The following is a 19,430-nucleotide window of genomic DNA, read 5'->3' on the forward strand; positions in this document are numbered from 1 at the left end:
TCAGTGGAGCGTGGCATAGTTTCAGGCGTGAACGGTCTTCTCGTCGGACGATCCGCTGAGCTGGCGGGGCTGGTGCGGGTGCTCCAGTCCGCCGCCGGAGGCGTGGCCGGGGTGGCGCTCGTCGGCGGTGACGCGGGGATCGGCAAGACCCGGCTGATCACCGAGCTGGCCGCCGAGGCCCGCGAGCGCGGCTTCCACGTGCTGGTCGGCCAGTGTGCCGAGCTCGGCGACGCGCTGCCCTACCTGCCGCTGGCCGACGCGCTGCGCGGGGCCGAGCCCGCCGTGCGCGAGGCCGCCGCCGCCCACCCCATGCTCGGCGGGCTGCTGCCCGGCACCGAGAGCGCGTCCTCCACCGGTCTCACGCAGCAGCGGCTGTTCGGCTCGCTGCTCGGGCTGCTGTCCGACGTGCAGCCGGTGCTGTTCGTGATCGAGGACCTGCACTGGGCCGACCGTTCCACCCGCGACCTGCTGGTCTTTCTCAGCCGCATGGTGCAGAGCGAGCGGGTCTGCGTGGTCGGCACCTACCGCACCGACGACCTGCACCGCCGCCACCCGCTGCGATCCGTGCTGGCCGAGCTGAAGCGCCTGCCCACGGTGATGAACGTCGACCTGGGGCCGCTGGGCTCGGGCGACATGTCCGACTACGTGGCCAGCATGGGCACGGTCGACGCCCACGGGCTCGGCCTCATCGTGTCGCGCGCCGACGGCAACCCGTTCTACGCCGAAGAGCTGTTCGCCGCCATGGCCGAGGGCGACCGGCTGCCCGACGGGCTGGCCAGCCTGCTGATGTCCAGGGTCGAGGTGCTGTCGGAGCCGGGGCAGCGGGTCCTGCGGGCCGCCGCCGTGGCCGGCCGCAGCGTGGAGGACGACCTGCTGCGCGAGGTGTCCGGGCTGCCGCTGGCCGAGTTCGAGGAGGCGGTGCGGGAGATCGTCTCCCGCGGCCTGCTCAAGATCAAGGGCCACGGCTACGCCTTCCGCCACGCGCTGCTCCAGGAGGCCGTCTACACCGACCTGCTGCCGGGCGAGCGCACCAGGCTGCACGCCGCCTTCGCCCGCCTGCTCAGCTCCCCGGCCGAGCTGGCGCACCACCACCTCGCGGGCCACGACCTGGCCGGGGCGCTGGCGGCCTCCGTCGAGGCGGGCCGCGCGGCCGAGCGGGTCGGGGCGCCCGCCGAGGCGCACAGCCACTACGACCGTGCGCTCGGCCTGTGGGACCGCGTGGAAGACGCCGCCCGGCTGGCCGGGGAGAGCCGGACCGAGCTGGCCTTCCGCAGCGCCGTGACGGCGGCCGACAGCGGCGACAACCACCGGGCCGCCGTCCAGTTGCGGGCGTTGCCGCCGACGTCGGAGGTCAGCGAGCGACTGGCCTACTACCTCTACGAGCTCGACGACAGCGCGGGCGCGGTCGCGGCGGCCGAGCGGGCCGTCGAGAGCGCCGACGACCCGGTCGCGCTCGCCCGCGCGCTGTCCACCTACGCCCGCACGCTGCTGTGGTCGTCGCGGCACCAGGAGGTCGAGGCGCTGTGCGGCCGGGCGCTCGAGACCGCCCGCGCCGCCGGGGCCCGAGACGCCGAGGTGGGCGCCATGCTCTCGCTGGCCACGTTCGTCGAGCAGCGCGGCGACGTGGCCACGGCGCACAAGCTGGTCGAGGCGGCCTCCGCAGAGGGCACCGGCGACCTGGCGATGGACCTGCGGGCCCGCTTCCACCACGCCCGCATCCACTACGAGCAGGGGCTGCTCGCGCACGCCGCCGAGGTGGCCGACGAGGGTGTCAGGATGGCCGCCGAGACCGGGCTCAAGTGGAGCACCTTCGGCACCGACCTGCGGTTCCTGCGCTTCCTCATCCACTACGTGGCCGGCGAGTGGGACCAGGCCGAGCAGGTCGCGGGAGGCTTCGGCGCGCGGGTGGGCACGCAGCCCGAGGCCATCCTGTCGTCGTTCGCGCTGTTCATCGAGGTCGCGCGCGACCTGCCCGCGGTCGAGGGGCGGCTGAGGTGGCTGCGGCCCTTCTGGTCCGATGAGCTGGCCGCCTACATGTCCAGGGGCCTGGCGGCCGAGCACGCGCTGTGGCACGGCGACCCGGCGGCGGCGCTCGACCATGTGCGGGCCGCCATCGCGGGGCTGATGGACGGCGAGGCCAGCGTGCTGCGGCTGGCCGCCGTCGGGCTGTGGGCGCTGGCCGAGCTGGGCACCACCGAGGGCGCCGACGAGCTGCGCGCCCGCGCCCGCGTCGCGGTCGAGGCGGGCCCCGTCGGGGAGGGCGGCTACCTGGGGGCCGAGGGGGTGGCCTGGGGGCTGCGGGTGGAGGCCGAGTGGCACCGCGTGCACGGGCGGCTCGACGTGGAGGCATGGCGACGGGTGGTGGCGGCCTTCGACTTCGGGTTCGTCTACGAGGTGGCGCGGTCCCGGTGGCGGCTGGCCGAGGCGCTGCTCGCGGCGGGTGACCGCGAGGGGGCACTGGAGGAGTGGGCGCTGGCCAGGGAGACGGCGGGCAAGCTGCGCGCGGTGCCGCTGGAGAACGCCCTCCTCGACTTCGGCCGCCGCGCCCGCTTCGGCTCGGGCACCGGCTCCGGTTCCGGCGGCCGGGGCTCCGCCGGTCAGGGCGGGAGCGGTCAGAGCGGCGGGCAGGGTGGCGGCCAGGGGGGTGGGCTCACGGCTCGGGAGGCTGAGGTGCTGCGGCTGGTCGCCGACGGGCTGACCAACCGGGAGATCGCGGAGCGGCTGTTCATCGCCCAGAAGACGGTGAGCGTCCACGTGTCCAACATCCTGGCCAAGCTGGGCGTCGCCACCCGCACCCAGGCCGCCGCGGCCGCCCGGCAACGCGGCCTGCTGACCTGACCCGCCGGAGGTGGGCCGTGTCCCCACCACGGCGGTGGCGCGGCCGGGCGGCCTTGCGGCCCGGCGGTCAGCTCGTGATGGTCTGGTCGCGCAGCAGGAAATAGCTCGCGTGGTCGGTCTGCAGGTAGGCGTGGAAGTTCGGGGCCATGGAGTCGGCCGACTTGTCCGCCGTGACGATCGTGACGACCACGTACTTCTTGGACGCGCTCGAGAGGATCTTGCCGTAGACGTACTTGGCGTGGGCCTTGTCCTGGCGCCACCTGACCGCGTCCGACGAGAGTTTGGCGAGGCGGTCGGCCGTGGTCTTGGCGGCCTTGTCGCTGGGGAAGGACATCATGATCTGCACGGCCTTGAGGTGGCCGCTGTAGGCGGAGTAGGCGAGCTGGATCGCGCGCTGGCAGTCGTTCTTGGCCAGCAGGCCCTGGCCGTCCACCGGGGTGCACGAGTTGTAGGTCCAGCCGCCGACCTTGTCGGCCTGGAACTTGACGCCGCCCAGGGCGAAGTCCCAGTCGTCGAACTCCTCGTCGGTGAGCGGCGAGCCGGGCTGGGCCTGGTTCGAGGACGAGTCGGGCTCGGAGGTGGGCTGTGCCGGGGTCGGGTCGTCGGAGGTCGAGGCGTCGGGGGTCGGGTCGTCCGAGGGCCGGCCGGATGAGGGCGCCCGGGTGTCGGCGGGCTGGGCGATGGGGGCGGACACTCCGGCGGAGCTGAGGTAGAGGTACACACCCACGCCGCCGCCACCGAGGAGGAGCACGGCCAGACCGACGGCCAGGCCGACGATCAGGGCGGTGTTGCTCTTGGCGGGAGGGCGGGGGGCGTAGCCCGCCGGTGGGAACGGGCCGCCCTGCGGACTCTGCTGGTACGGGCCGCCGCCGTAGCCGGGTTGCTGATGCTGGCCGGGTGGCTGGCCGTGGCCCGGCTGTTGGTGCGGGGCGGGCGCCTGACTGTGGTTCGGCTGTTGCTGTGGGCCGGGTGCCTGACTGTGGCCCGGCTGCTGCTGTGGGCCGGGTGGCTGGCCGTAGCCCTGTTGCCAGGGGTCGGTGGCCTGGCCGTGGCCCGGCTGGTGCTGCGGGTCCGGCCCTCGGCCGTGGCCCGGCTGGGGCGGGTGCGGGCTGGGTGCCCAGCCGTAGTTCGGTTGCTGGGGGCCTGGTTGGCCGCCCTGCTCCGGCGGTGGTTGGGGGGACGGCTGCGGAGGGCCGTAGGCGTCGGGGGCGGGGTGGTGCGGGGGCGGGCCGTAGGGCTGCGGAGGGCCGTACCCTTGCGGCGCCCCCTGCGCACCGCCCCGAGGTGCCGACTGGTGGGGCTGGGGAGGCTGCGGAGGGTATGCCATCCCCCCATTCTGGTGCAGCCCATTACCTTCTGCCTCAAATACCCCACTAATCGTCATCTACCGTGGTGGAGATGCTTTGGTCGGCCCGATGGCGACCAAGGTCTGATGCCCCGCGGCACGGGCTGTCCGTAGCTTCGGCGCATGACTGAAGTGCGCACCCCGCCCGCCAGCCGCGTCCACGAGGTGGACGTCGTACGCGGGTTCGCGCTGGCGGGCATCCTGATCGCGAACATCGGCTACTTCGCCGACCCCGGCTACGCCCAGTCCGGCGACATGCCCATCCCCGACGGCCCGGTGGCCCTGGCGATCACCGCCTTCGTGCTGACCAAGTTCTACATCGTCTTCTCGTTCCTGTTCGGCTACTCGTTCACGCTGCAGATGCGCTCGGCCGAGCGGGCGGGTGCGAGCGTGACGGCCAGGACGCTGCGCAGGTGCCTGGGCCTCTTCGTGATCGGCGTGCTGCACGGGATCCTGCTGTGGATCGGCGACATCCTCACCCTGTACGCCGTGCTCGGCCTCGCCCTGCTCGGCCTGCGCAACCTCAGGCCGAAGACCGCCGTCGTCATCGGCTCGGCCATCGTCGGCGTGCTGACCCTGCTGTGGGCGGGGCTGGCGTGGTTGTCCAGCCTCGACCCCTCGGCCGGGCAGGCGACGCCCGTGGACGACGGGGCCAGGGCGCTGGCCCTGGCCACCGGCGGGCCGCTGGACTTCCTGACCCTGCAGCTCGAGACGTACCCGTCGATCGTGGCCATGATCTGGCTCTTCCAGGGGCCGATGGCGCTGGCCATGTTCCTGTTCGGGCTGGCGGCGGGCAGGTCCAGGCTGCTGGAGGAGCCGGAGCGGTGGTCGCGGCTGCTGCCCCGGGTGCAGTGGGTCGGCTTCGGGCTCGGACTGCCCGGCGGGATCCTGATGGCCTGGACGGCCGGAGCGGGCGGCACGGGGGAACTGGTCGGGATGGCGGTGAACAACGTCACCTCCGTCCTGCTGGCCGCCGCCTACGTGGCGACGCTGCTGCGCGCGATCAGGCGTTTCCCCGCCGTCGGGCAGGCGCTGGCCCCGGCCGGGCGGGTGGCCGCCTCCAACTACGTGGGCCAGTCGGTGCTGGCCTGCCTGGTCTTCACCGGGTACGGCCTGGCGCTGGCGGGCCAACTGCCGCCGATCGCCGTCATGGGGGTGGCCCTGGTGATCTACACGGTGTTGCTGTGGGCGAGCGCGCGCTGGCTGCGCACCCACCGCCACGGCCCGGTCGAGTACGTCCTGCGCCGCCTCACCAACTGGGCCTAGACCGCGGCCTCCGCGCACGTCCGCCTGCGGTACTTGCCGGGCGCCACCCCGTACTCGCGCTTGAAGGCGTTGCCGAAGGCGAACTCCGAGCCGTACCCCACCTGCCCGGCCACCTCCGCCACCGACGCGTCGGTCTCGCGCAGCAGCCGCGCCGCGCTGGCCAGCCGCCACCACGTGAGGTACGCCAGCGGCGGCTGCCCCACCAGCCCCGTGAACCGCCGCGCGAACCCGGCCCGCGACAACCCCACGTGGGCGCCGAGCGACTCGACCGTCCAGCGGCGGGCGGGGGCGCGGTGGATGGCGTCGAGCGCGCCGCCGATGGCCGGGTCGGCGAGCGCGGCGGCCCAGCCGGTGTGCGCGCAGACCCCGGCCTCCCGGTCGAACCAGGCCCGCAGGATGTAGAGCTGCAACATGTCGAGCAGGGACGTCACGACGGTGTCCGCGCCCAGGCGGGGGTTGTCGATCTCGCCCGCCAGCAGCTCGACGGCGGCCCTCAGCTCGGGGTGGCAGCCGAGCGTCGTGGGCAGGTGGATCACGGCGGGCAGCGCCCTCAGGATGGGGTGGGTCCGGCCGGCGTCGAGCCGGTAGCCGCACGACAGGGTGACGGTCTCGGCCCCCGAGCCGCCGAGGTCGGCCGAGGCGAACAGGTCGAGGTCGCCGCGCGGGTCGCAGGCCGCAGGGGGCAGCGGCCTGGCCGGGTCGTCGGTGAGGCCGTACCTGTCGCCGTGCGGCAGGAACACGACGTCGCCCACGCTCAGCGCGACCGGCTCACCGGCCGGGGGGATCAGCCAGCACGAGCCGCGCAGCACGACCTGGAAGCTCGACGACCCGGAGGCGCCGGGAAAGGTGTGGCCCCAGGGGGCACGCCAGGAGACGCGGGCGGAGGTCGGGCGGCCGGTGCGCATGAGGGCGACGACGTCGCTCAGGACATCCATGGGCGCAGTATAGGCGTGGAGACGATCGCGTATAAATGCTGGACAGCAGCGCATTCAGTATCTCAACTCTGGCTCCTACGGTGGTCGCGTACCGATTTTCCGCTGAGAAGGAGACCACGATGGCCAAGGTCGGCATCATTCTGGGCAGCACCCGTCCAGGGCGCAACGGCGAGGCGGTGGCGCAGTGGGTCCACGCGCTCGCGGCCAAGCGCGGCGACGCCGAGTACGTGCTCATCGACCTGAAGGACTACGACCTGCGCCACCTGGACGAGCCCAAGATCCCGGCCATGGGCGACTACGCGCACGAGCACACCAGGCGCTGGGCGGCCACGGTGGCCACGCTCGACGCGTTCGTGTTCGTGACCCCGGAGTACAACCACTCCATCCCGGGCGCGCTCAAGGACGCCATCGACTTCCTGTACGCGGAATGGGGCAACAAGGCAGCCGGGTTCGTCGGTTACGGCGTGGACGGCGCGGTGCGCGCCGTGGAGCACCTGCGTCACGTCCTGGCGATGGTGAGCGTGGCCACCGTGCAGCAGCAGGTCGCGCTCTCGATCTTCACCGACTTCGAGAACGCCACCGACTTCAAGCCCGCCGCCGCCCACGAGGACAAGCTGAACGCCATGCTCGACCAGGTGCTCGCCTGGAGCTCCGCGCTCGGCTCCCTCCGCGCCTGAGGCGGTGCTGCGGGCTTGAGGCGGTGCTCCGGCCGGTCTCCGGGCCCGGACGGGCGCGCGTGCGAGGGCGGGTAAGGTCGAAGCGGTCGCGCCGCCAAGGGAACGGGGTCGTAGTGCCGGATGATCTGTGAGGAGTTCGTCCGCGTTTCTCGGGATCCGGCGGTGGAGCTGTTCACCGTACGGGCCGCCGATCGCCTCGGCCTTGACCCCTTGCTGGTCATCCACGGCGGCCCCGACTGGGATCACGCCTACCTGCTGGACCCGCTGGCGAAGCTCGCCGACCGCCATGACGTGATCTTTCCGGACCTGCGGGGATGCGGGCGGTCCACCCGCGGCCTGCCAGACGGGCAGTACACCCCGGCCGCCGCGACGGCCGACCTCGTCGCGCTGCTCGACGCGCTCGGCGTGGTCAGGGCCGACGTGCTCGGCTTCTCCTACGGCGGCCTGCTGGCGCAGCGGCTCGCGCTGGCCGCACCCGGCCGCGTACGCCGCCTCGTTCTCGCCTCCACCAGCGTGTTGCCCGTGCCCGCCGACGCGTACGACGACTGGCCGGAGCGCGACAGGAGGGTGAGCGCGGCGGCCGAGGTGTGGTCGGACCCGGCGCTGTCGGGGCCCGCGCTCACCCGCGCGGCGGCGTTCGCCGGTGCCGAGGCGGACGTCTGGCGGGCAGAGGCCCTGGACGGCTACCGCGAACGCCTGTCACGGGTACGGTTCTCGGCCGAGTGGTCGCGCCCCTGGCGGGCGGGCACCCTGCCCCCGGCCCGGCCCGATCGTGCCGCGTACCGGCTGGCCGTGCTCGGCGTGCCGATCCTGTTGCTGCACGGTCGCCGGGACATGACGTTCCCGGCCGCGCTGACGGAGCGGGCGGGGGAGCTGATCCCGTCCGCTCGGGCGGTGCTTCTCGACGAGGCGGGTCACATGGCGCACGTCGACCGGCCCGGCGCCTGGCTGGCGGCCGTGGCGGACTTCCTGTCGGCACCCTGACACCACCACCCCGGAGGAAACGACGAGCATGGCCAACACGCTGCCGGTCACCCTGGACGACGTCCACGACGCCGCCGCCCGTATCAAGGGCGTCGCCCACCGCACCCCCGTCCTGCGCTCCCGGACCCTCGACGCCCTCGTCGGCGCCGAGGTGTTCCTGAAGTGCGAGAACTTCCAGCGCGTCGGGGCGTTCAAGTTCCGCGGGGCCTACAACGCAGTCTCCCGCCTCTCGCCCGAGCAACTGGCGAGGGGCGTGGCGGCGTACTCGTCGGGCAACCACGCCCAGGCCACCGCCCTGGCCGCGCGCGAGCTGGGCAGCACCGCGGTGATCGTCATGCCCGGCGACGCGCCGCGCTCCAAGATGGCGGCCACCGCCGGTTACGGCGCGGAGATCGTCACCTACGACCGCTACACCGGCGACCGGGTGGCCATCGGCGAGGCGCTGGCGGCCGAGCGGGGCCTGACGCTGATCCCCCCGTACGAGCATCCCCACGTCATCGCCGGGCAGGGCACCGCCGCGCTGGAGCTCATCGAGGAGGTCGGCGACCTCGACGCGCTGCTCACGCCCATCGGGGGCGGCGGGCTGATCGCGGGCAGCGCGACGGCGGCCAAGGGCCTGCTGCCCGGGATCCGGGTGATCGGCGTGGAGCCCGAGGCCGGCGACGACACCAAGCGCTCGCTCAGCGCAGGCGAGCGGGTGTCGATCCCGGTCCCGCGGACGATCGCCGACGGCCTGGCCTCCGAGATCCCCGGCGAGCTGACGTTCTCGCTCAACCGGCGGCTGGTGGACGAGGTCGTGCTGGCGAGCGACGACGAGATCAGGGCGGCGATGCGGTTCGCGTTCGAGCGCATGAAGATCGTCGTCGAGCCCAGCGGGGCGATCCCGCTGGCCGCGCTGCTGTCGAAGCGGGCGGGCGACCTACGTGCCCGCGGGCGGCGGATCGGAGTGATCGTCTCGGGCGGCAACGTCGACACCCGCCGCTTCGCCGAACTCTGCGCGGACGCGCCCGGCTGACCCGCTGTCGGTGTGCTCGCGGGCGGCGGCACAATGGGCCGGATGACCTCCCCCCAGCCGGATGCCCGCGAGCGCCGGGACTTCCGTCGCCTCTGGTCGGGCGCCACCGTCAGCCAGCTCGGCTCGGCCGTCGGCATGGTCGCGCTGCCCGTGGTCGCCGTCACCGTCGTCGGGGCCTCGGCGTTCGAGGTGGCGCTGCTGTCCGCGTTCACCGCGGTCACCACGGCGCTCCTGGCCTTCCCGCTGGGCACGTACGTCGAGTTCCGCCGCAAGCGGCCCATCATGATCACGACCGACGTCGTCAGGTTCGCCGCGCTGGCGAGTGTTCCCGCCGCGGCGGCGCTGAACGTGCTGACCTTCGCCCACCTGTGCGTCATCGCCGTCGTCAACGCCTCCTGCCTGATCGCGTTCACCGCGGCGGCCCAGTCGCACCTCAAGGCGCTGGTCTCCGGCCCGCGCCTGATCGAGGCCAACAGCCGCCTCGAGTCGACCCGCTGGCTCAGCGTCTCGGCCGGGCCGTCCGCCGCGGGAGCGCTCATCGGCCTGCTCGGCGCGGCCGGTTCGCTGCTGATCGACGCCGTGTCGTTCCTGGTCAGCGCGGTGGCCGTCAGGTCACTGCGCACCCGGGAGCCCGCGCCGCCGGTACGCGAGCGGGGCGCGTCCAGGCGGGCGGAGCTGTTCGGCGGATGGCGGTTCGCCTGGCGGCACCCGCACCTGCGGCCGATGCTGGTGAGCTGGGTGACCTTCGCCGGGGCCAGCTCGATGGGGGCCGCGGTGTCGGCCGTGTTCTACCTGCGCGATCTGGGCTTCGAGCCCTGGGAGTACGGCCTGGTCATGGGGGTGCCCTCGCTGGGCGGCTTCGCCGGGGCCCGGCTGGCGCCCCGGCTGGCGGCGCGGCTGGGCGCCGTACGCGCGCTGTGGTGGGCGAGCGTGCTGCGCGGCCCCTGGTACTTTCTCATCCCGGCCGCCGTGCCCGGCACCCCGGGGTTGCTGATGTGCGGCTTCGGGTTCGGGATGGTGCTGCTGTTCGCGGGCGCGGCCAACTCCACCATGACGAGCTACCGCCAGCAGCGGACGCCCGACGAGCTGATGGCCAGGGTGGCGGCCCTGTGGTCGTTCGCGACGACGGTCACCCAGCCGCTGTTCATCCTGCTCGGCGGCCTGGTCGCGACCTGGGCCGACAGCCGCGCCGCGCTCTTCGGGGCGGCGGCCCTGATGTGCGCGTCGGCGTTCCTGCTGCCGCGCGGCTCCGCGAACGGCCACCGTCCGGACGCGCCGGAGCGCGGCTCCGCGGACGGTCACCGTCTGGACGCGCCGGGATCGTCCGGTTCGACCGGCTGAGCGGGCTCGCTCCCGTCCACCAGGGCGGCCAGTTCTGCGCGGCGGGAGATGCCGAGCTTGGCGTACACGCGGGCCAGGTTGTTGTTCACGGTCGCCACGGTCAGCCCGAGCCGTTCGGCGACCTGCTTGCTGCTGTGCCGGGCGGCCAGGACGGCGACCTCGCGTTCCCTGCGCGTGAGCACCGCCGTGCGGTCGTACTCCAGCAGCGGCGTGACCGCACCCTCGCAGCGGTCGCGGAGCCGGGCCGCGCGTTCCGCCGCCATGACGGCCTTGCCGGTCAGCCCCGCCCCGCGGTACGCGCGAGCCCCCGCCATGACCGCCTCGGCGGCCGGCAGGTCGTGGCCGAGCCGGGCGAGGTCGGTGGCCGCGTCGCACAGCGTGTCGCCGTCCAGGTTCGCCAGGGCCCGCGCGGCGGTCGCCAGCGTCCGGCCGAACGGGGTGCCGAGCGCGGCGCCGAGTTCGTCCAGTCTGGCGAGGTCCGGGTCGCCGCCGAGCCGGGCCACGTCGTAGTGGGCCCGGCACTCCACGGTGGGCAGCCCGATCTCGCGGGCCAGCGCGGCGGCGCGTTCGGCGGCCGCCACGGCCAGCGACGACTCCCCGGCCGCCGCGCGCGTCCAGGCGTCCGCCAGTACGGCCCAGGGCGCGAACAGCCGGTTGGCCCCGTTGTCCCGGTACGCGGCGCGCTCTACCCAGGACCGCGCGGCGGACGCGTCCCCGGCCAGCGCGCCCGCCGTGGCGAGCCCGGACATCAACGTCCCGGTCAGCCGGATCGTGTCGCGGCCCTGGAGCGCGGTCACCGCCTCGCGCAACGACCGTCCGGCGGTCTCCGGCCGTCCCTGGGCGCACTCGACGAGCCCGCGGAAGCCGACCGGCCCGGCCGACATGAGCGGCGCGGGACCGGCCAGGATCTCCCGGTAGCCCCGCTCGGCCACCTCCCACGCGGTGACCAGGTCACCGAGGGCCAGGCAGGCCAGGCACCGGGCCAGGCCGAGCTGTACGACACCCCACGGGTACTCGCCCGGATGCGCCGCCAGCAGCGCCTGCCCGCGGTCGTGGAAGTGGTCCGCCTCGTCGGGGCGGCCGAGGAAACCGGCCGACGCCGTGGCCGCCACCAGGCCCCACAGGACCGCCTGAGGGTCCGCCGACTCCCAGGCCGGCAGCCGCCCGGCCGCCTCGATCGCCGCCTCGCACCGCCCGTCGAACAGGAGGATCCACGTCCTGTTGCCCTCCACCAGGTCGCCGCCCGCCAGGTCGAGCGCTCGTTCGGCGCCCGCGCGGTCGCCCGAGCCGAAGTACAGCGTGTCCGAGCGGGCCAGCGCCCAGCGCACCCGTTCGGGGCCCGGCGGCGGCACGTCCGACAGGACGGCGGCGGCCTCTGCGCTGTGGCCCCGGTATTCGAGGATCTCGGCGAGCAGGGCGTCGGCCTCCGGCCCCGGCTCCGCGTCCCGTGCCGCCCGCGCCAGCCGCTCGGCCAGCACGAGGTCCGCCCGCTCGACGGCCTGCCGCGCGCCCCCGCGTACGACGTCCGGCCGCGTCACGGCACCGCCTTCGAGCTGCCAGATCCCAGCCCGCAGCGCGTCGTCCGCCCGGCGCAGCGGCGCGGCCAGCGAGGCGCGGGCGAGGTGGCCCGCCAGCAGCCGGGCCCGCGCCGCGGGGAGACCGGCCCGCAGCAGCTCGCCGTAGAGCGGGTGGGCCAGCCGCAGTTGCACGCGGGCCCCAGAACGCTCCGACACCGCCAGCCCGCACGCCTCGGCCCCCTCGACCGCGACCGGGCCCGCCAGCGCCTCCAGCAGGGCGGGTTGCAGCGGCTCCCCGCAGGCCAGCAGCTCCAGCACGAGCCGGGTGGGCCGGTCGAGCGGGCGCAGCCGGTTGAGCAGGAGCTGGCGGACCCCGCCCCCGAGCCGGGCCTCGCCGCTGAGGTGCCACACCCCGTACGCCTGCCGCAACGTCCCGTCCGCCAGCGCCGCCGACAGCAGCTCGCGCAGGGCCAGCGGGTTGCCCGCGGCCAGGCGGTGCAGCCGGGCCCTGGCCGCGCCCTCGACGCCGCCGTGGAGCTCGTGCTCGATGAGCCGGTCGACGGCGGCGGGCGGCAGCGGGTCGAGGTCGAGCCAGGCGGCCGGGCCGTCCTTCCACAGCGTGAGGACGGCGTCGGGCACCGGCTCGCCCCCGCGTACGGTGATCACGGGCACGACCAGCCCCTGGGCGACCAGGTGGCCGAGCACGGCGGCCGACCCCTCGTCGAGCAGGTGGGCGTCGTCGAACCCGAGCACCACCCGCCGTCCCCCGCCCCAGTCGCGTACCCGGGCCTCGGCCAGCGCCAGCAGGTGCAGCCCCGCCTCGTGCGATGGTGGCCCTGACGGCAGCGGGGGCAGGCCGGTTCCGTGCGGCGGCGGCCCGGCCGACCGCGAGAGCAGGCCGGTTTCGTGCGGCGGCGGCGCGGCCGACAGCGGGGGCAGGCCGGTTTCGTGCGGTCGTGGCGCGGCCGACAGCAGCGCGGCCACGACCCAGAACGGGATGCCGGTCAGCGCCCTGGTCGCGGCCACCCAGCCGGTCGTGGCCCCGCCGGCCGCCTGCTCGGCCAGGATCTCGCGGGCGAGCCGGGTCTTGCCGACGCCCGCCTCCCCGGAGACGACCACCCCGATCGCCTCTCCCGTGGACAGACCCGCTCGGACGCGGTCCAACTCGGCCTCCCGCCCGACGAACGGCCACCCTCGCATGAGCCGAGCCCCCTTCGTTCCCGCGTTCCCTCCCCTCATTCGCCCGGCGGGACCTCCCGGATGCCGCTCCCGGCCCAGGCGCAGGAATCTGGAGGCGGCCAGGGCGGCGGCCGAGGTGTGGGTGGTCTTCGGACGCCTGCGCCGCAGACTCAAGGCCCTGGAAGGAGAGGGCGGCCTGTCCTCCGCGCAGGCGTCGGTCCTGGACCCGGCTGAGCAAGCTCGGCCCCGCCTCGGCCGGCGAACTGGCCGCCGCCGAGCGGGTCAGGCCGCAGTCGATGGCGACGATCGTCGTCTCGCTGGAACAGGCCGGGCTCCTGGAACGGCACCCCGAACCCACTGCAGAACGGCGTTCCGGGCGCCCTGCACCCCTGCGCCGACGCGGTGCCCGGACGTACCGACCGCGGCGGGGCCTCCGGCGCCCGGCCCGCGGGCTGGGACACGATCGCGGACGACCTGACCGGCCACCCCGGCGACCTCGTGGTCACCAAGCGGAACTGGTCGGCGTTCTACGGCACCGATCTCGACCTGCACCTGCGCCGAGACCGGCACCACGGCCGAGATCCTCGACCTGTTGGCCAGAACCGGCCCGTGAAGCCCCTACTCGATGTCCATGACCGCGCTTTGGACTGCGTTCTGGGCGGCGCTTCGGGCGGTGCTTTGTGCGGCGCTTCGGGCGGCGCGGAACAGGCTCGCCGCCCGATCGTCCGGGACCCCTTCCCTGAGGCGGTTCATCACGTACGCGAACGCCAGCCCGCTCCCCGGATCCGCCATGCCGATCGACCCGCCGAGGCCGGGGAAGCCGAAGGCCGTGGGGGAGTACCAGTACGCCTCCGGCGAAGGCAGCCCGAACCCCGTGCCGATGCGTACGGGGACGCGCAGCACCCGATCGACGCCCGACACGCGCTCCTCGACGGCGTCGGCCAGCGTGTCCGAGGTGAGGACGCGGTGCCCGTCCACCTCGCCGATGAGCGCGGCGTAGAACCGGGCGAGTGAGCGGGCCGTGCAGATGCCGTTGGTGGCGGGCATCTCGGCGGCCTGCTCGGCGGGGTCGTTGTGGTCCAGCGGCGGCGTGACGACGCGCATCGTCCGCACGGTCAGTGACGACGGGTCGGCCCAGGCCGCCATGACCTCGCGCGCGGGCTCGGGCAGGGCGTCCAGGTCTATCGCGGAGACGTCGAAGGCGCCCGGGTCCGTGAGGATGCGGCTGACCCGGTGGTGCTCCGACGTGGGCAACCCGATCCACAGGTCGAGGCCGAGCGGCCCGGCGATCTCCTCGGCGAGGTACGTGCCGAGGCTGCGTCCGGTGACCCGGCGCACGACCTCGCCGACGAGCCAGCCGTACGTGAGCCCGTGGTAGCCGTGCTCGGTGCCCGGCTCCCAGGCCGGACGCTGGGCCGCCAGCGCGTCCACCATGGGCTTCCAGGCGATGGCCTCGGCGGGGGTGACGGGATGGTCGATCACCGGCAGTCCGGCCTGGTGGGTGAGCAGCCACCGCACCGGGACGCGTTCCTTGCCGTTGGCCGCGAACTCGGGCCAGTAGCGCGCCACGGGGGCGTCCAGGTCGAGTTCGCCGCGCTGCGCCAGCAGGTGGGCGCAGGCCGCCGTGACGCCCTTCGTAGTGGAGTAGACGACCTGCAGGGTGTCGCGTTCCCACGGCCGTCCGGTCTCGGGGTCGGCGATCCCGCCCCACAGGTCGACGACCTTGCGTCCGTGCAGGTAGACGCCGACCGCGGCACCCACGTCCTGGCCGCCGGCCAGGTTGGCCGCGAACGCCTCGCGTACGGCCTCGAATCCCGGTGCGGTCTCCCCGCCGATCCCGGGCATGCGGCTTTCAGGCATGTGTCATCACCTTTCGTCGTTCGTCGTGAGGTGATCCGCTTTTCGTCGTGAGGTGACCCGCGAACGTTCGAGCAGGCTCAGCGGCGGAACTTCTCGATGAGCCAGGCGCACAGCTCGGGCTCGTTCATCTCGGGGAACTCCACGGCGAACGCGGCCAGCGCCCGCGCCGCCTCGTCGCGGTCCAGGCCGCGCGCCATCGCCGCCTTGAAGTACTCCTGGCGGGCGGCGGTGGGCCGGCCGCCCCCCGTGCCGCGCCCTGGCAGGCCGGCACGCCACCGGGAGATCTCGTCCAGCCGATCGGCCCGCCAGCCCGGAGCGCCGTCGACCTCGACGTCAGGCTCGGGGAAGGGGTGGTCGGAACCGTTCGGATAGCGGGTGCGCCATTTGTGCACCGCATGCCGGGTCACTCCCAGGGCCTCGGCCACACCGACGACCCCGAGGTAGCGCTCGGTCATGGATGCACCTACTCGTCCGTCCGGCCTCCCTTGCGGATCTCCAGTACTACCACGTACGGCGTCCCGCCTCGTGCGAGCGCCTGAAAACATTGTCTACGTAAGAGACGATGTTGGCAAGTGTGGCGAGCAGGGCGTCGGGCTCGTCAGAAGTGCCGGGGGTCGCGGTGCGCGGCCTCCAGCCGCACCAGCACGCCTACCGGCCGGGCCCTCAATCGCAGACGTCCACCGCACCCTCCGCTCCACGCCCGTCCCACGCCCGTCCCGCCCTCCCCTCCAGATGCACCGTTCCTCAGCGGCATCCCTCGGGTCATCGGCGGTGTCCTCAGTGACCAACAGCCCCTCCCCGCTCAGGGGCAACCGAGTCGTGGTCGATGGGCGCGCGGTCGGCGGCGGGCCCGGCTCGTGTAGGCCCGCCCCAGCCCGGTGCGCCCCCGCAGCCCGCGCGAAGTGGTCCTTTCCTGGTCTTTGCCCAGGTCCATCCGGAGCGGTTTGCGGGCGGGGAGCCCGTTTCCCGCCGAGAGCCGGGAGCCGAGAGCCGAGAGCCGAGGACCGGGAGCCGGGGGCTCGGGCCGCAGTTCGAATGTGACGGACGGCGGTATGAGGGTAGAGGGCCCGGGACATCCATCACGGGGAGGAAAAATGCGCTCCTCGATCCCATTGGGTCACATCGGCGGAGTCAAGGTCGGGCTCAACATCAGCGTGCTGGTCATCGTCGTCATCCTGGTGGTCGGTCTGGCCTTCGGGCGGTTCCCCGCGGTCTTCCCCGGGCGCTCGCCGGTCGTGTACGTACTGGCCGGACTGGTCGCCGCGGTGCTGTTCCTGGCGTCGCTGCTGGCCCACGAACTGGCCCACGCCCTGGTAGCGCGCCGCCACGGCATCGAGGTGTCGCAGATCACACTGTGGCTGCTCGGCGGCGTCGCCGAACTCCGCGGGGAGCCGCGCACGCCCGGCGCCGACCTGAAGATCGCCATCGTCGGCCCGCTGACGAGCCTGCTGGCGGGCGTGGTCTTCGGCCTCGTGGCAGTGCTGGTGGCCGCGGTGGCGGGGCCCGCGCTGCTCGCGGGGATCTTCACGTACCTGGCCGGGGTGAACGTCCTGCTGGCCGTCTTCAACCTCGTCCCCGCCGCGCCCCTGGACGGCGGGCGGGTGCTGCGGGCCGCGCTGTGGGCGCGCTGGCACGACCGTACGCGGGCGGCGGTCGCCGCGGCCCGCGCCGGACGGGCGTTCGGCTACGTGCTCATCGCCCTCGGCTTCCTGCAGGTCGTCACCGGCCGCGGGTTCGAGGGACTGTGGCTCGTCCTGATCGGCCTGTTCCTGGTCAACGCGGCCACCGCCGAGGAGCAGCAGACCCACATCGGCACCGCCCTGTACGGGCTGCGGGTGGGCGAGGTGATGTCGGGACCGCCCGTCGTCGCCCATCCCGACGAGACCGTGGCGGGCCTGATCGAACGGGTCGTGATGCACCGGCGGCTGTCCACGTACCCGCTGGTGGACGACGCCGGCCGGTTCGCCGGGCTGGTGACGCTGAACCGCATCCGTACGGTCCACCCGCCCGACCGCGACGCGACGCGCCTGCGCGACATCGCCTGCCCGCCGGACGAGGTGCCGCAGGCCCACCCGGACGAACTGCTGACGGACCTGCTGGGACGGATGGGCGGCAGCGCGGACGGTCGCGCCGTCGTCCTCGACTCCACGGACCGCCTGGTCGGCCTGCTCACGCCCAGCGACATCAGCAAGGTGGTCGCGACCGCCGACCTACGGGCCGCGGACCCGTACCAGGGGCCTCGCGGCGCCGACCTCACCGTGCCCCGCCCCTCCCCTCACCAGGACCACCCGACCAGCCACCACTCCACCTGAGGAGAGGAAGCACCCACCACCCACTTCTCGCCCCAAAACCAGTGGACGGCATTGATAACGTCCTGAATGTCGAACCATCGATGCCGATACCGATGCCGATTCGGAAGGGGCCGATGTGGAAGGGGCCGATGTGGAACGGGTCGGAATCGAAGCAGCCGCCGTCGAAGGCGCTGGGATGGAAGGCGCTGAGGTCGAAGGGGTTGACGTCGAGGAGTTCGTCACCACCGGCTTCGCCAAGGTGGAGGGCATCGTCCCCCGCGAGGTCGCCGACGCTGCCAGGGCGTTGCTGTGGCAGCGGATCGGCCTGTCACCGGACGACCCTTCCGGCTGGACCCAGCCCGTCGTATGGACCGCAGACCTGACCGGCGAGGGCCCGTTCGGACAGTTCATGACCAGTCCGCGCCTGCACCGGGCACTGGACGCCATTGCCGGCCCTGGCGGGTGGACGCGACGCGGCAGCGTCGGCAACATCCCGATCCGATTCCCCAGGCTGCCCCCGGCCGACGACCGGGGCTGGCACGTCGACGCCAACACCCAGCGACCCGACGGCTCGTGGGGCGTGAGCGGGCGTCCGGCCACGCTCCTGCTGCTGGTGCTGTTCTCGGAGGTCGGCCAGGACGACGCACCGACCCGCGTCCGAGCAGGCTCGCAGCGCGACCTCGCCAAGATCCTGGACGAGAAGGTGGGCGACCCGATGCGGATGGGCCCGGTCTTCGACGACGCGGGCCGGGACCGTCCACTCGCCCTGGCGACCGGCGTACCAGGAGATGCGTACATCCTGCATCCCTTCACCGTCCACGCCGCTCAGGAGCACCTGGGCGCCGAGCCTCGATTCATGGCCCAGATGCCGGTCATCCTGACCAACCCACTCACCCCGAGCGACACCACGCCCCTGGCCCGCGCCGCCGGTTGGTAACACCCGTACGGGTCACCCGCCGTTTGGTACACCCGCACGGCCAGAAGAAGCACGCGGCAGCGACCACCCGCCGGACCTCCACCACGTAGGAAAGCCCCGCACCGCAGCGACCCCTGCCCACGCAGGCCCTTCGCACAGCACGGGACCACCCGCCCTGAACCCGCACACCCCAGCACCCGACGACCTCAGGCCCCAAACGAACGGAACGGGACCTGGCGAACGAACACCACGGGACTCGCGGCTCAACTCCGAGAGCGCGCCGCCAGATCCCGTACCACCTCGATCAACTCTGCCGGATCAAACGGCTTGGTCAGATAGGCATCCACCCCGATCCCTCGTCCTCGGACCCTGTCATCGTCCTGCGCCCTGGCCGTGATCAACACAACCTTGATATGGCTGGTCGCCTCGCCCATCCGCAACCGCTGCGCCGTCGTCCACCCATCCAGGAACGGCATCATCACATCAAGCGTGATCACATCGGGCATGACGTCCAGCACCCGATCAAGGCAGTCCTGCCCATCCGTGGCGGTCACGACCTCGAACCCCTCCAGGTTCAGGTTGACCGCGATGAGCTGCCGGATGACCTCGTCGTCATCCACAACCAGTACTTTCCCAAGAGCCTCACCCACGGCCGCAAAGCTAACCGGTAGTGGGGTGGTCACGGGCGGTTTCTCTGGAAGTGTTCAAGGACGTTTATCTGGTGCCGAGTGGTGCTCAGATACTGATAGCCTTGTCACTCGTCGAGCCCCCTTAGCTCAGGGGATAGAGCACCGGCCTCCGGAGCCGGGTGCGCAGGTTCGAATCCTGCAGGGGGCACTCGATCTTGACCAGCGGTTTGGGCCGCTGACCAGGGCAAACATCGTAGGAACGGGCGGGCCTCCAGTCTCACGGAGCCCCGCCCGTTCCCGTTGACGCTCACTGGTTGTGGGCCAGTTATCGGCCAGGATGAAGGGGATTTGCGCGGGTCAACGGATCCGTCGGATCAACCAGGTGCTGATTTACGGCACGGCACCGTCACATCGTTGCGCACCATGATCCCAACTCTTCTTCGCTGCCGGAGATTCGCCTAGTGGCAGCAGCCAGCCGAACACTCCGGGCGTGATCAAAGTAGTGCAGGTGAACATGTCACCACGTTGATGACCAAGTACATCTAGATGATTGATGCCAAGGCATAGCTGCGGAGATAGGGCGAGGGTGCCCATGCTCGATGTGTGACGAAAGAGTTAGACACCCTCGCAACTGCAC

General features: G+C 73.1%; 15 protein-coding genes and 1 tRNA gene. 10 read left to right on the forward strand and 6 right to left on the reverse strand.

The window, feature by feature from the left end:
• Nucleotides 1–27 precede the first annotated feature (27 nt).
• On the forward strand, nt 28–2,838 hold the full coding sequence (locus ACZ6S0_RS13545; protein ID WP_465916092.1) for a helix-turn-helix transcriptional regulator: 2,811 nt from the start codon (nt 28–30) through the stop codon (nt 2,836–2,838).
• Nucleotides 2,839–2,905: 67 nt separating this feature from the next.
• On the opposite strand, the gene ACZ6S0_RS13550 is transcribed toward ACZ6S0_RS13545, so the two are convergent.
• Nucleotides 2,906–4,165, reverse strand: a complete 1,260-nt coding sequence (locus ACZ6S0_RS13550) for a hypothetical protein (protein WP_465916093.1) — start codon at nt 4,163–4,165, stop codon at nt 2,906–2,908.
• Nucleotides 4,166–4,306: 141 nt separating this feature from the next.
• On the opposite strand from ACZ6S0_RS13550, the gene ACZ6S0_RS13555 reads away from it, so the two are divergent.
• Nucleotides 4,307–5,449: a DUF418 domain-containing protein gene (locus ACZ6S0_RS13555; RefSeq protein ID WP_465916095.1), complete on the forward strand. Its 1,143-nt coding sequence runs from the start codon at nt 4,307–4,309 to the stop codon at nt 5,447–5,449.
• Here the strand turns inward: ACZ6S0_RS13555 and ACZ6S0_RS13560 are convergent.
• On the reverse strand, nt 5,446–6,384 hold the full coding sequence (locus ACZ6S0_RS13560) for an AraC family transcriptional regulator (RefSeq protein ID WP_465916099.1): 939 nt from the start codon (nt 6,382–6,384) through the stop codon (nt 5,446–5,448). The genes ACZ6S0_RS13555 and ACZ6S0_RS13560 overlap by 4 nt on opposite strands.
• Nucleotides 6,385–6,503: 119 nt before the next feature.
• Here ACZ6S0_RS13560 and ACZ6S0_RS13565 point away from each other — a divergent pair, with 119 nt between their 5' ends.
• The 4 genes from ACZ6S0_RS13565 (at nt 6,504) to ACZ6S0_RS13580 (ending at nt 10,401) form a co-directional block, all read left to right on the forward strand.
• Nucleotides 6,504–7,061: an NADPH-dependent FMN reductase gene (locus ACZ6S0_RS13565; protein ID WP_465916100.1), complete on the forward strand. Its 558-nt coding sequence runs from the start codon at nt 6,504–6,506 to the stop codon at nt 7,059–7,061.
• 162 nt (nt 7,062–7,223) lie between these two features.
• A complete protein-coding gene (locus tag ACZ6S0_RS13570) occupies nt 7,224–8,045 on the forward strand; it encodes an alpha/beta fold hydrolase (RefSeq protein WP_465916101.1) in 822 nt (273 codons plus the stop codon).
• A gap of 28 nt (nt 8,046–8,073) precedes the next feature.
• Nucleotides 8,074–9,060, forward strand: a complete 987-nt coding sequence (locus ACZ6S0_RS13575; protein ID WP_465916103.1) for a threo-3-hydroxy-L-aspartate ammonia-lyase — start codon at nt 8,074–8,076, stop codon at nt 9,058–9,060.
• A 42-nt stretch (nt 9,061–9,102) separates the two neighbouring features.
• Nucleotides 9,103–10,401, forward strand: a complete 1,299-nt coding sequence (locus tag ACZ6S0_RS13580) for an MFS transporter (RefSeq protein WP_465916105.1) — start codon at nt 9,103–9,105, stop codon at nt 10,399–10,401.
• Here the strand turns inward: ACZ6S0_RS13580 and ACZ6S0_RS13585 are convergent.
• On the reverse strand, nt 10,359–13,118 hold the full coding sequence (locus ACZ6S0_RS13585) for an AAA family ATPase (RefSeq protein ID WP_465916107.1): 2,760 nt from the start codon (nt 13,116–13,118) through the stop codon (nt 10,359–10,361). The genes ACZ6S0_RS13580 and ACZ6S0_RS13585 overlap by 43 nt on opposite strands.
• A gap of 209 nt (nt 13,119–13,327) precedes the next feature.
• Between ACZ6S0_RS13585 and ACZ6S0_RS13590 the strand changes: the two genes are divergently transcribed.
• Entirely contained in the window at nt 13,328–13,732 is a 405-nt protein-coding gene (locus tag ACZ6S0_RS13590) for a MarR family transcriptional regulator (RefSeq protein WP_465916143.1), read from the forward strand.
• Here the strand turns inward: ACZ6S0_RS13590 and ACZ6S0_RS13595 are convergent.
• On the reverse strand, nt 13,716–14,957 hold the full coding sequence (locus tag ACZ6S0_RS13595) for a serine hydrolase domain-containing protein (RefSeq protein ID WP_465916109.1): 1,242 nt from the start codon (nt 14,955–14,957) through the stop codon (nt 13,716–13,718). The genes ACZ6S0_RS13590 and ACZ6S0_RS13595 overlap by 17 nt on opposite strands.
• Nucleotides 14,958–15,034: 77 nt before the next feature.
• A complete protein-coding gene (locus tag ACZ6S0_RS13600; RefSeq protein ID WP_465916111.1) occupies nt 15,035–15,412 on the reverse strand; it encodes a hypothetical protein in 378 nt (125 codons plus the stop codon).
• Between the two features lie 639 nt (nt 15,413–16,051).
• Here ACZ6S0_RS13600 and ACZ6S0_RS13605 point away from each other — a divergent pair.
• Both ACZ6S0_RS13605 and ACZ6S0_RS13610 read left to right on the forward strand, forming a co-directional pair.
• Nucleotides 16,052–17,269: a site-2 protease family protein gene (locus ACZ6S0_RS13605; RefSeq protein ID WP_465916113.1), complete on the forward strand. Its 1,218-nt coding sequence runs from the start codon at nt 16,052–16,054 to the stop codon at nt 17,267–17,269.
• 175 nt (nt 17,270–17,444) lie between these two features.
• Nucleotides 17,445–18,185, forward strand: a complete 741-nt coding sequence (locus tag ACZ6S0_RS13610) for a phytanoyl-CoA dioxygenase family protein (RefSeq protein ID WP_465916115.1) — start codon at nt 17,445–17,447, stop codon at nt 18,183–18,185.
• Between the two features lie 242 nt (nt 18,186–18,427).
• Here ACZ6S0_RS13610 and ACZ6S0_RS13615 read toward each other — a convergent pair whose 3' ends face one another.
• A complete protein-coding gene (locus ACZ6S0_RS13615) occupies nt 18,428–18,784 on the reverse strand; it encodes a response regulator transcription factor (RefSeq protein ID WP_465916117.1) in 357 nt (118 codons plus the stop codon).
• 145 nt (nt 18,785–18,929) lie between these two features.
• Here ACZ6S0_RS13615 and ACZ6S0_RS13620 point away from each other — a divergent pair.
• Nucleotides 18,930–19,001: transfer RNA gene (locus tag ACZ6S0_RS13620), tRNA-Arg, on the forward strand.
• The last annotated feature ends 429 nt before the right edge of the window (nt 19,002–19,430 follow it).

This window comes from Nonomuraea sp. NPDC051298 (assembly GCF_055586305.1).